This window comes from Spiroplasma sp. Moj, assembly GCF_016082285.1.
Classification (GTDB): Bacteria; Bacillota_I; Bacilli_A; order Mycoplasmatales; family Mycoplasmataceae; genus Spiroplasma; species Spiroplasma phoeniceum.
In genome coordinates this window covers 1-12,208 of the sequence record NZ_MQTY02000024.1, presented here as the reverse complement: position 1 = coordinate 12,208, position 12,208 = coordinate 1, and the positions used below count along the sequence as shown (strand labels likewise).

Here is a 12,208-nt window from a genome sequence, read left to right as displayed (position 1 = left end):
TTTGCTATTAGTATCTTTTTAAAAATATTTACAATTATTTTAATAGGTTATGCAAGAAGTCTATTGGTGATGGGCCAATTGGTTTAGGCATTTTATTGTTATTAAATAAATATAATAAAAAAATTGATATTTATGGTCATCATAGTCAAAAATTAAATTATTTTAAAAAAATGGGGGCGCATAAAATTTATGATAGTACTTTAACTACTTTTGATATTAAATATGATTTAGTAATTGAATGTGTAGGTAATGACCGGGGTACTTTTGAGCAGGCACAACAAATGATTAATTTTAATGGTACAATTATTACAATTGGTGTTTTTAAAAAACCAGTTGTTTTTAACTTACAACAATTATGAAATCAAAATATTACTATTCATAACGGAATTTTAAATTGTTATACTTTAAAAGAACTTGTATTAAAAATTGAAAATAAGGAAATTATTCCAAAGTATTTAGTATCAAAAACTTTTAATAAAAATGAAGTGTTAAAAGCATATGAAACTTTTATGGAGACAGATATTTTTAAAGTTGTTGTGAAATTATAACAAGCAATAGAATAGGGTGAAGGAAAGAAATGGGTTTTTTTCAAAAATTAAAAGCAAAACGTGAAGAAAAAAAACAGATTAAATTAGAAAAGGCGTTACGTAAAACACGTTTAACCTTTTCTAATGATATTAAAAAATTAGCACATAAGTATAAAGAATATGATGACCAATACTTAGAAGAATTAGAAGAAATTTTAATTGCAAGTGATATGGGAATGAATATGGTTTTACAAATTACTAATCAAATTCGTAAAAAAGTACGAAAAGGTTGAAGCATTGAGGACACAAATGATTATTTGGTTGAAGTAATTATGGATTTATATAATGATCCAAAAAGTAAACAAAATAAATTAAATATTAAAGACCAACGCTTAAATGTTATTTTGTTGGTTGGTGTTAATGGTGCCGGTAAGACAACAACTATTGCTAAATTAACAAAACAATTTCTTGATCAAAAGAAAAAGGTCCTATTAGTTGCTGGTGATACTTTTCGGGCAGGGGCGGTTGAACAATTAAACCAATGAGCAGAACGTTTAAATGTTAATATTGTTAAACCGTTAAAAGAAGGGCAAGATCCAGCTAGTGTTATTTATGATGGATTAGTTAAAGGAAAAAAAGAACAAGTTGATATTATTATTATTGATACAGCGGGACGTTTACAAAATAAAGTTAATTTAATGAATGAATTAAATAAAATTAATCGTATTATTCAACGCGAAATTCCTGATGCTCCACATGAAACCTTATTAGTAATTGACGGGGTTACTGGTCAAAATGGTATTTCACAAGCAAAGAATTTTTCGGAGGTAAGCGATGTTAGTGGGATTGTTTTAACAAAAATGGATGGTACGGCTAAAGGAGGCGTTGTTTTAGCAATTAAGGACCAATTAAACATTCCCGTTAAGTTAATTGGTTTGGGTGAGCAACCAACTGATTTACAAGAATTTGATATTGAGCAATATATTTATAATTTAACCAAAGATTTATTTAACAAGGATGAAGTGGAAATAGAATAATGAAAGATTTGGCAAAATCAAATGAGTTAATTCTTTTATATGAATTATATCGGGAATTATTAACAACAAAGCAAAGAGAATATTTTGAATTATATTTTTTTGATGATTATTCATTAAGTGAAATTGCAGGGTTAAAAAATGTTTCGCGTAATGCTGTTTATGATTCATTGGTAAAAATTACAAATGCTTTGCATAAATTTGAAAATAACTTACAATTAGGTTATAAGCAACATCAGCGAGATATCATTTATCAAGAATTTGAAAATATTAAGGAATGTGCTGGATTAATAAAAAAATTAAAAAAAATTGATAGTGATTAAGGAGAAAATAAAATGAATATTTTAATGATTGGTGATATTTATGCACAAGCTGGACGGACAGCTGTTAATAAATATTTGCCACAAATAATAAAAAAATATAAGCTTGATTTAATTATTGCAAATGGTGAAAATACTACCAATGGGAAATCATTATCAAAGCATCATTATAATGAATTAAAAGAAATGGGGATTAATATTATTACTTCCGGAAATCATATTTTTCGTAATCCAGAAGTTTTAAATTATATTGAAGAAGTAAATGATTTATTAAAACCAGCAAATATGAATTCGTTTACACCTGGGAAAGGCACAGTTGTTATTAAGATTAATAATAAAAAAATTCGTGTGACTAATTTAATGGGTCGTAGTTTTATGGACCCAGTAGATAATCCATACACAATTTTTGAAGAAATTATTAATAATGATGATAGTGAGCTTCATTTTGTTGATTTTCATGCCGAAGCTAGTGCAGAAAAATTAGCTTTTGCTTGGAATTATGATGGTATTATTACTGGTTTTTTTGGAACGCACACTCATGTTCAAACAGCAGATAATCGAATATTGCCAAAAGGAACAGCATATATTACCGATGTTGGGATGTGTGGTAGTTATAATTCAATTATTGGAGCAAATCCAGAAGAAATTATTCTTAAGGAAAAAACTGGTTTACCAGTGCGTTTTGAACCAGCAGCTGAAAATGATAAATTAATTTTTTCAGCGGTATGATTACAAGTAGATGATAAAACTAACCAAGCAATAAAAATTGAACGAATTTTAATTCATCCAGAAAATGAAACTGATTTTTTTAGGATAATAAAGGAGTAACTTAAATGACTAGTTTAATTAAAACGAATGTAATCATTATTGTTGTTTGTATTATTCTAGGAATTTTTTTGTGTTGTTATTTTTTTCTACGTTGTTATCGTCTTTTAAACAAGAAAACAAAACGAGGAGAAATTCAATTACCTGAATATATCGAACATAAACACTTTCTTACTTCTGATCAATATGAATTATCAACATTAGGAACAATTGATAAAACTTGTCAGGATATTATTTTAGCAGTTCATGATTTATACGGTAGTAAGGAAAATTTTACTGGTTTAATTAATAATGAAATATGAGCTAAGCATAAAGTTTCAGTAATTGCTTTTAATCAACGCAATGTCGGAGATAATGTGCCAACTAGTATTAAAAATGTTGGAGTTTTAGTGAATGATATTATTGACGTAATTACAGCATTAAAAAATAAATATGAACAACAAAGAATTATTTTATTATTAGAAGGATTTTCATGTGGTTTAATTAATTTATTATTGAAACAAAAACCATTAATTGAAAAAGTTGTTTTTGTTAATCCAATTACAAATTTAAATGGAATAAGATTTTCAATGATTAGCAAAATTGAGATTGGATTTGGTTTTTTATTTAATTTAAACAAAACTTTTAAAATTCATATTGATTATCAACTTTTAAGTCAAAATGAAGATTATAGTACTTTAATGATGGAAAAAGAACAAACTTATTTTTTAAATCAAATTTTACAATTTAATTATCTTAATAAAAAGATAGTAAAACAAATTAATGATCTTAAAGTAAAAACTTTAATATTACAAGCAGAGGTTGATAAATTTTATGATACAAAACAAGTAACTTTAATTAATAATGGACTAGTTAAAATAAAAAAAATTGAAACAGCAAAACATTACTTATTCACTAATCAAAATATTAGTGTTGAAATTCTTACCGAAATAATTAATTTAAATTAAAATTAACTAATTTTTAAGTTATAATATACTTGTTGTCAAGTAACAACATAAAACTTATTCAGAAGTGGTTAGTACGCTAAGCAATGATCCACTAGCAACCCTATATTTAACTAGAAGGTGCTTTTAGCAGGGCAAAATCATATGCTACCAATAAGATTTATTAGTTATTGAATAGAACTTAACTATTAATTTATATGTAAACATATTGTTATTAATGCCACATTATTCTGATGTGGTTTTATTTATGATTAAGGAGAAGAAAAAGATGGAAAAAGAGCGAATTTTATTTACATCAGAATCAGTATCAGAAGGGCATCCTGATAAGATTTGTGATCAAATTTCAGATGCTGTTTTAGATGCATGCTTAAAAGAAGACCCATTATCACGGGTAGCATGTGAATGCTTTATTACAACAAACCGGGTTATTATTGGTGGTGAGATTACAACAAAAGCAAAAGTTGATTATGCCAATGTAGCACGTAAAGTATTAAAAGAAATTGGTTATAATGATGCAGAATGAGGAATTGATTGACAAACTTATGAAGTTGAAATATTAGTTAAAACACAATCACCAGATATTTCACTTGGTGTTGATAAAGCTGGAGCTGGTGACCAAGGAATTATGTTTGGTTATGCAACAAATGAATCAGATAATTATATGCCGTTAGCAATTTCTATTGCTCATGCTTTAGTAAAGCGAGCAAGTATGCTACGTAAAAAAAGAATGTTTATTGGGGCACGACCAGATATGAAATCACAAGTAACGTTAGACATAACAAATGCTAAACATATTTATATTGATACAATCTTAATGTCAATTCAGCATGATGAAAATATTGATGAAGCTAAATTTAAACACTTTGTTATTACGGAAATTATGGAACCAGTTGTGCAAGAATTTAAAATGAATTTAGATTTTAAAGTTTTAATTAATCCAACTGGTCGATTTGTAATTGGTGGACCCAAAGGTGACGCTGGGTTAACAGGGCGAAAAATTATTGTTGATACATATGGTGGATATGCACGGCATGGTGGTGGTGCTTTTTCGGGAAAAGATGGAACAAAAGTTGATCGTTCAGCAGCATATATGGCTCGTTATGTTGCAAAGAATATTGTTGCGGCAGGATTAACTGAACGATGTGAGATTCAATTATCTTATGCGATTGGAGTTGCTGAACCGATTTCAATTTTTGTTGAAACATTTGGAACTAATTTTGTTGCAAATGATATTATATTGAAGGCGATTAAAGAAAATTTTGATTTTCGCTCCCAGGCAATGATTGAAACGTTAGATTTACAAAAACCAATTTATCAACAAACGGCAACTTATGGGCATTTTGGTCGTTACCATACTGAACTACCATGAGAAAGATTAGATAAAGTTCAAAGTTTAATAAAATATTTACCAGATGTTTAATTTTTAGATATAATTAACATAAAGAATAAGAATAAGAGGAGAAAAACTAATGAAGTATAAGTTAATTGCTCTTGATTTGGATGGTACAACAGCAAGGAGAAATCGAATTTCAAAGCAAAATGTTGCAGCAATTAAGTGAGCATTGGCAAATGGGATTAAAGTGATTATTGCAACTGGGCGTAGTATTGGTGCGATTAGAAAAGTTGCAAAAAAATTAGGCATTATTGAAAATAAAATGCCAGTAATTGGTTTTAATGGTGGCATAATTTATGATTTTGCGAAAGAAAAAATTCTTCAACAAAATGTTTTTTTTAATGATGAATTAATCAATGTTTTTTATCTTGCTAATGAGTGTAAAATTCAATTATGAGCATATTCCGTTAAGAATGAACATTTTGCTTATGTTAATACTAAGCATAGTTTGATGACTAAATGAATGAGTTTTCACACAAAACGAAAAAGAATATTAGTATATGATCCTACTACTTTATATGACCAAGCTTACAAGTTTGTTGTTAGTGGTAAAAAAGAGAATGTTCTAAAATTTAAAGCAAAACTTTTAGTAAAATATGAATTTAATATTTTTGATTGGTCATATTTGCCAAATCAAAGTTTAAATTTAGAAATTAGTCCAAAGGGTAGTGACAAAAAAGATGCTTTAGAATATCTTGCTAAAATATATAATATTCAACCAGCAGAAATTATTGCGATGGGTGATGGTTCAAATGATTATGAAATGTTAAAATGAGCTGGCGTTGGAATTGCGATGGGAAATGCTAAAGCGGATATTAAAACTATTTCTGATTATACAACTGCCCATTATCGTCGTTCAGGAGTAGCAAAAGCAATTAATAAATATTTTAAAAAATAAAAAATATCATCAAAACTATTGATATTTTTTTTGTTTTTTTTATAATTAATTTGGTCGTAATTTAAAAACAAAAAGTTTAGTATAACTAAACAAAATTACCAAAGGAGGGTTGTCTATGTTACTAGGAGAGAAAATTAAACTATTACGTCAAAAAAATAATTTAACAATTGAAGAATTAGCAAATCGTTGTGAATTAACGAAAGGCTTTATTAGTCAACTTGAACGCGATATTTCTTCTCCGAGTATTGAAACACTAGAAAGTATTTTAGAAGTTTTAGGCACCAACTTAGCAGATTTTTTTAAACAAGAAAAAAATAGAAAATTCGTTTATGCAGCAGAAGAACATTATGAAGTTGAACAAAATGATTATCGAATTGAATGATTAGTTCCTAATGCGCAAGTAAATGAATTAGAACCAATTTTAATTCAAATTAAGCCGCAAGGAGAATCAGAACGGATATTACCATTTGAGGGTCAGATTTTTGGTTATGTTTTGAAAGGAACAGTGTTAGTTTATTCTGGGCAAAAAGTACAAACAGCACATACTCGTGATAGTTTTTATTTATATGGTAATAATCAACACTATTTAAAAAATGAAACAAATGAAATTGTTGAGGTATTATGAATTTCAACACCACCAATATTTTAAAAGATTATAAAAGGAGTAGGAGCATTGGAAACAAATATTTTAGAGTTACGAAACATTTCAAAACAATATGAAGGAAAAGTAGTTTTGAAAGGAATTAACTTAAACATTAAAGAAGGAGAATTTGTCACATTACTAGGACCATCAGGATGTGGAAAAACAACAACATTAAGAATTATTGCTGGATTTGAACAACCTAATAGTGGGGAATTATTATTTTTAGGAAAGGACTATTTAAAAACGCCAGTTCATAAACGAGAAGTTAATACTGTTTTTCAAAATTATGCTTTATTTCCGCATTTAACTGTTTTTGATAATATTGCTTATGGTTTAAAAGTTAAACGCAATAAGTATGATGTTATTGAAACTGAAGTAAAGAAATTTTTACAATTAGTAGGATTAGAAGGTTTTGAAGATAAATCAGTTGAACAATTATCGGGTGGTCAACGCCAGCGCGTTGCATTAGCACGAGCATTAATTAATAAGCCAAAGGTTTTGTTATTAGATGAACCAATGGCTGCATTAGATGTTAAGTTACGAAAAAAAATGCAAGCAGAATTAAAAACTTTGCAAGGAGAAATTGGAATTACTTTTATTTTAGTAACGCATGATCAAGAAGAAGCATTAACATTGTCTGATCGTATTATTGTAATGAATGATGGAGCAATTCAACAGGTTGGAACACCAGCGGAAATTTATAATGAACCAGAGAATTTATGAACAGCACAATTTATTGGTGACTCAAATATTATTTCAAATGCAATTTTTATTAAAGATAATTTAGTAGCAATTGATGGCAAAAAAATTGTTTGTGTTGACCGTGGATTTGGTGAAAATGAAGAACAAATTGATATTATTATTCGTCCTGAAGATATTGACATTGTTCCAGTTGGGAAAGGATTTTTCACAGGAACAGTTAAAAGAGTTAATTTTAAAGGAGTTCATTGGGAAATTATTGTTAAATGTAAAGAACGAAAATATTTAATTCATTCAACAGATAGAGTTGAAGAAGGTGATCAAGTTGATATTTCATGAAATGTTGAAGATATTCATGTTATGTGGAAAGAGATTGATGATTAAGGAGCAAGAATGATGGAAAACAAAAATAAACCACCAAAAAAAGGTAAAGGATGATTTAAAAAACAAGGTAGTAAAATTAAATCAATTAGTCAACATTTTACTGCTTGATGTCGAACAAAATATTTAAATATTTCTTATCATGCAAAACAAAACAAATGGTTTAAAAGAGGGTTCAATCCAATTTTATGGCCATACCTTATTATTATGATTTTATTAATTGTTGTACCATTATTAATTATTTTATTATATTCGTTTATTCAACCAACGGGAAATAGTTTAGTTTTTGAAATTAATTTTAAAAATTTTGTAACTTTTTTTTCAGAGCAAAAATTTGTTATTGCACTATTCTTAGCTTTAGGATATTCATTAATTGCGGCCTTAATTGTAATTGTGATTGCTTATCCAGTTGCTTATGTGATGGCATTTTGTAAATCAAAACTATTGTCAAAAAATATTTGAATTTTAGTAACCTTACCAATTTGAATTAATATGTTACTAAAAATTATTGGATTACAAACAATGTTTAATATTATTGCTCCAAGTTTACTTGGAACCCCAATTTCGGTTGTTATTGGAATGGTGTATGCATTTTTACCATTTGTAATTTTACCAATTTATAATAGTTTAGATAAAATTGATACTTCATTAATTGAAGCTTCAAAAGATTTGGGAGCAAATGGTTTTAAAACATTTTGAAAAGTTATTTTTCGTCAATCAATCCCAGGTATTATTGCAGGTGGAACATTATTATTAGTGCAAGCAGCAACTTCGTTAATTATTGTTAAATTTATGGGGAATGGTCGTATTAATTTAATTGTTGATGTAATTGAAGCATATTTCTTTAAAGGAGAAAACTTTGGAATTGGCGCAGCAATCTCAGTTGTCTTAGCCCTTATTGTTTTTTTAATTATTGTGCTATCAAATTCATTATCAAAATATTTTGAAACAAGAAAGGGGCGTCGCAATGAAAAAGTTTTTTAAATCATCTTATATGGTATTAATTATGTTATTCATTTATATTCCAATTATGATTTTAATTTTATTTTCATTTAATAGTGGTGAAAATATGAGTATTTTTAATGGTTTTTCTGATCGTTGGTATAAACAACTTGCTAGTGAGCAACCTTTTTTACAAAGTATTATTGTGTCAGTTTTTACAGCAGTAATTGCAACTGTTGTCTCAGTTATTATTGGCACTTTAGCTGCGATTGGATTAAATCGAGCATGGCGAGTTACACAAAAAATGACATTATCAATTACTAATATTCCATTAATTAATGCTGATATTATTACAGCTGTTTCGTTGATGATGTTATTTATTGCTTTAGGAACAAATTTTGGAATGTTAACATTAGTTTTAGCACATATTTCATTTGATGTTCCATATGTAATTATTACAGTATTACCACGTTTACGGAAAGTTGATCCAAAATTAATTGAAGCTTCATTAGATTTAGGTGCAAAGCCCTCACAAACTTTGCGAAAAATTATTTTACCAATTTTAAAACCAGCAATTATTGCAGCTGCAGCAATTGCCTTTGCAATGAGTTTTGATGACTTTATTATCTCTTATTTTACTGGTGGTGACGATGTCAATGTTGCAACTTTTATTTATACAATGAAAAGAATTAAACCTTTTATTAATGCTTTTGGTACGATTTGTATTGCAATTATTGGAGTTATTATTATTGGATGAAATGGATGAAATGTTTATAAAATTAATTATAATAAATTTCGCCGAGAAATGTTAAAAGGAACTTATAAAGATAAAGATATTATGCGCTATGAAAAGAAATTAGCCTTTCTTTATCATCAATTAAATAATAAAAAAATTAATAATGAAAAACAAAAAGAACAATTACGCTGAAAAATTGTTAAACTAGAAAAAAAATATGATAAAAGTGTTTTATGAATTAAGAATAAAAAACAAACTTTTATTGAACGGCAAGAAACCAAAGAAAATATTAATAAAATATCACGAAAAAAATTCCGTTGATTGGCAAAAAGTTGAAAGTCATTATCATTAGTAACAATTTCAGTTGGCTCAATTGCTTTGCTAACAGCAGTTTATATTAAAAATAATATTTATGATTTAGCAGTAGCAAATTGAGGTGAATATATTACTTCAGATTTAATTAGTAAGTTTGAAAAAAAATATAATGTAAAAGTTAAATATAGTGTTTATGATAGTAATGAAACATTGTATAACAAATTATATACGACACATTATGACGTGATGGTTCCAAGTGACTATATGGTTAATAAGTTAGCGCAAGAAGGACGTTTAGAAGAAATTGATTATCAAAAATTAAATGATGTTGATAAAAATTTCAACATTATTAAACCTAATCCAAATTATCATGGACAAGATGTCAAAGAACGAACAGTTGAGAATGAATATTTTAATGATTTAAATGTTGATGTAGCAACAGTACAAAAAACAAATCCAGAATTTTATCAAAATTGTATTGTTCCTTCTACTTTGGATCCAACAACAGCAAAATGTTTTGATAAAAATTATGCGGCATCATTAGCTGATGGATTATTAAATGTTTTAAATAAAAATAAATTGAAAGATGCTACTCAAAAAACAATTGTTAATTATAGTTTACCTTATTTTTGAGGAGAAGTATCACTTGTGATTAATCCAACAGAAAGTAACTTAAAATTTTTAGATGAGATATTTGCTAAAGCAAATCAAAATTTACCAACAACAGCTCAAGGAAAATTTGGTTATCAACGTGCAGAATGAGAACCTAGTATAAATCGTGATCAAATTAAACTTAATGATGTTGAAAATAATAAGATTATCTCAAATGGCATTTCATGAGATATTTTATGACAAGCAGCCGCAGCAAATAAACGAGTTTTAATTAATAATGATCCACGAAATTTATTTATGTTAACTACTGAAAAAAATTATTTCAAACCAGTACCAACAACGCAAATGGAAGTTGATCATGGTTACAACGAATTAGCAACATTGTTAAAACATAATAATGTTGCCTTAATGAATGATGAGTTAATCAATGCAGTTGGTGATGGACGTTTTGATTTTGCTTTTATGTATAATGGGGATGCAATTTATGCGGATACATTATTTGCAAAGAGTCATGAAGAAGCGAAGGGAACAAAATTAATTATTACCCGCCCACGATCAACAACGGCGTGAACACCAGAAACAGTTGAAGGAACTAACATTTGAAGTGATAATATGGTTTTATCAAAAAATGCTAGAAATCAGGAGTTAGCTTATAAATTTATGAATTTTATTATTCAAAATTCATCAACATTAACAGAAAAAGCTAATTATACTTCACCATATCAACAAGTAATGGATTATGAAAATAATTATAATTATTATCGTAATGGTCATGATCCAGAATCTGGCGCAATGATTAATTATCAACGTGATTATGTTCCTGTAGCGAAACTTAATGAGAAGGGAATGTATGTTGCTCAACCAGAAATGGCCGATAGACCATTTGAAATAACTGATTTAGATGGTTATGTATTAAATAAATATAATATTTTAATTGCTGGGAAAAACTAATAATTATTTTAAAAATAAAAAAATAGAAGTTAATTACTCCTATTTTTTTATTTTTTAACATTAAATTTTAATTAACAAAAGGAAAATAAAAAATAAGATGATTATATAGTAATTTGAAAGTAGGGGAGAACAATTAAAAAGCAGGGGTATTTTATGTTTACAATTTTATTCGGAGTATTAGTTACGTTAATTTATTTTTTATTTTCTTTTCGTGATAATACTTATCAAAAAAATAAACCTACAACAGATTTTAATAACAATATTTATCAAATTGTTTTTACTAATAAATATAATTTGCCATTACTTAACAAAAATATTATTCCAAATCCGCTTCAGATAACTGAACAAATGCTTGGGATTTCAATTGAAGAAATTTTAGGGTATCGTGTAAGTGAAGTGCAACAAATCAACCCCTTTCTGAGTTGATTTGTTGCACTTCACTTACACGATACCCTTTTGCTAGTGTAAAAGCAATTGTCTTGTTATCGTTATCACTATTTAATGTTCACTTTTGAGACTATAAATTAATAGCAAAGCAAAAATGAAATTTAAGTATTTTATTAATATTATTATTTTTTCCATATAGTTTTTTAGGAAGTGGGTTTTGATATAGTTTTACAATAACATGATTATTTTTGACAGAAATTGTTATATTATAACTTAATAGTATTTATTTTTCTACTTGGATGAATGCTATATTTTAATTATCAATTAAATTTTTCTAGTATTTTATTTAATTTATTATTGTTACCAATCTTATCATTAATTTATTTATTCTCTTTTAATTGTTTTTATACCACCATGTTATTTTATTTATCAATATTTTTACTTATTTTTAATTAATTATATGGTGATTTTAAATAAAATTAATTTAATATGAAATATTGGTTATGTCCCTTTGTGATTTCTTTTATTAGACTTCTTGCATAACCTATTAAAATAATTGTAAATATTTTTAAAAAGATACTAATAGCAAATTATAATTTTA

At 27.1% G+C, this 12,208-nt stretch carries 12 protein-coding genes; all 12 read left to right on the top strand.

Annotation, left to right across the window (positions count from 1 at the left end; all coding sequences use genetic code 4):
* Positions 1 to 26 precede the first annotated feature (26 nt).
* Positions 27 to 548, top strand: a complete 522-nt coding sequence (locus tag BST80_RS02040) for a zinc-binding dehydrogenase (protein ID WP_415745731.1) — start codon at positions 27 to 29, stop codon at positions 546 to 548.
* Positions 549 to 577: 29 nt separating this feature from the next.
* Positions 578 to 1,564: a signal recognition particle-docking protein FtsY gene (ftsY, locus tag BST80_RS02035; protein WP_415745730.1), complete on the top strand. Its 987-nt coding sequence runs from the start codon at positions 578 to 580 to the stop codon at positions 1,562 to 1,564.
* The gene (ylxM, locus tag BST80_RS02030; RefSeq protein WP_126820697.1) at positions 1,564 to 1,884 is read left to right on the top strand and encodes a YlxM family DNA-binding protein; all 321 of its coding nucleotides are present in this window, start codon (positions 1,564 to 1,566) and stop codon (positions 1,882 to 1,884) included. Before ftsY ends, ylxM begins: the two co-directional genes overlap by 1 nt.
* Positions 1,885 to 1,896: 12 nt before the next feature.
* Complete coding sequence (locus BST80_RS02025; RefSeq protein WP_415745729.1) at positions 1,897 to 2,709, top strand: TIGR00282 family metallophosphoesterase; 813 nt, start codon at positions 1,897 to 1,899, stop codon at positions 2,707 to 2,709.
* Positions 2,710 to 2,714: 5 nt separating this feature from the next.
* Positions 2,715 to 3,653 carry a hypothetical protein gene (locus tag BST80_RS02020; RefSeq protein WP_415745728.1) on the top strand — a complete coding sequence of 313 codons (939 nt, stop codon included), beginning with the start codon at positions 2,715 to 2,717 and terminating at the stop codon, positions 3,651 to 3,653.
* Between the two features lie 265 nt (positions 3,654 to 3,918).
* The gene (gene metK / locus BST80_RS02015; RefSeq protein ID WP_415745727.1) at positions 3,919 to 5,070 is read left to right on the top strand and encodes a methionine adenosyltransferase; all 1,152 of its coding nucleotides are present in this window, start codon (positions 3,919 to 3,921) and stop codon (positions 5,068 to 5,070) included.
* Positions 5,071 to 5,119: 49 nt separating this feature from the next.
* Complete coding sequence (locus BST80_RS02010; RefSeq protein ID WP_415745726.1) at positions 5,120 to 5,941, top strand: HAD family hydrolase; 822 nt, start codon at positions 5,120 to 5,122, stop codon at positions 5,939 to 5,941.
* 115 nt (positions 5,942 to 6,056) lie between these two features.
* Positions 6,057 to 6,590, top strand: a complete 534-nt coding sequence (locus BST80_RS02005; RefSeq protein WP_126821099.1) for a helix-turn-helix domain-containing protein — start codon at positions 6,057 to 6,059, stop codon at positions 6,588 to 6,590.
* Between the two features lie 24 nt (positions 6,591 to 6,614).
* A complete protein-coding gene (gene potA / locus BST80_RS02000; protein ID WP_353486523.1) occupies positions 6,615 to 7,667 on the top strand; it encodes a spermidine/putrescine ABC transporter ATP-binding protein in 1,053 nt (350 codons plus the stop codon).
* Between the two features lie 9 nt (positions 7,668 to 7,676).
* Positions 7,677 to 8,648 (top strand): spermidine/putrescine ABC transporter permease, encoded by a 972-nt coding sequence (potB, locus tag BST80_RS01995; protein ID WP_415745725.1) that lies wholly within the window; start codon positions 7,677 to 7,679, stop codon positions 8,646 to 8,648.
* Positions 8,632 to 11,220 carry an extracellular solute-binding protein gene (locus BST80_RS01990; protein WP_415745724.1) on the top strand — a complete coding sequence of 863 codons (2,589 nt, stop codon included), beginning with the start codon at positions 8,632 to 8,634 and terminating at the stop codon, positions 11,218 to 11,220. Before potB ends, BST80_RS01990 begins: the two co-directional genes overlap by 17 nt.
* Before the next feature lie 153 nt (positions 11,221 to 11,373).
* Positions 11,374 to 11,688: a hypothetical protein gene (locus BST80_RS01985; RefSeq protein ID WP_400248727.1), complete on the top strand. Its 315-nt coding sequence runs from the start codon at positions 11,374 to 11,376 to the stop codon at positions 11,686 to 11,688.
* Positions 11,689 to 12,208 lie beyond the last annotated feature (520 nt).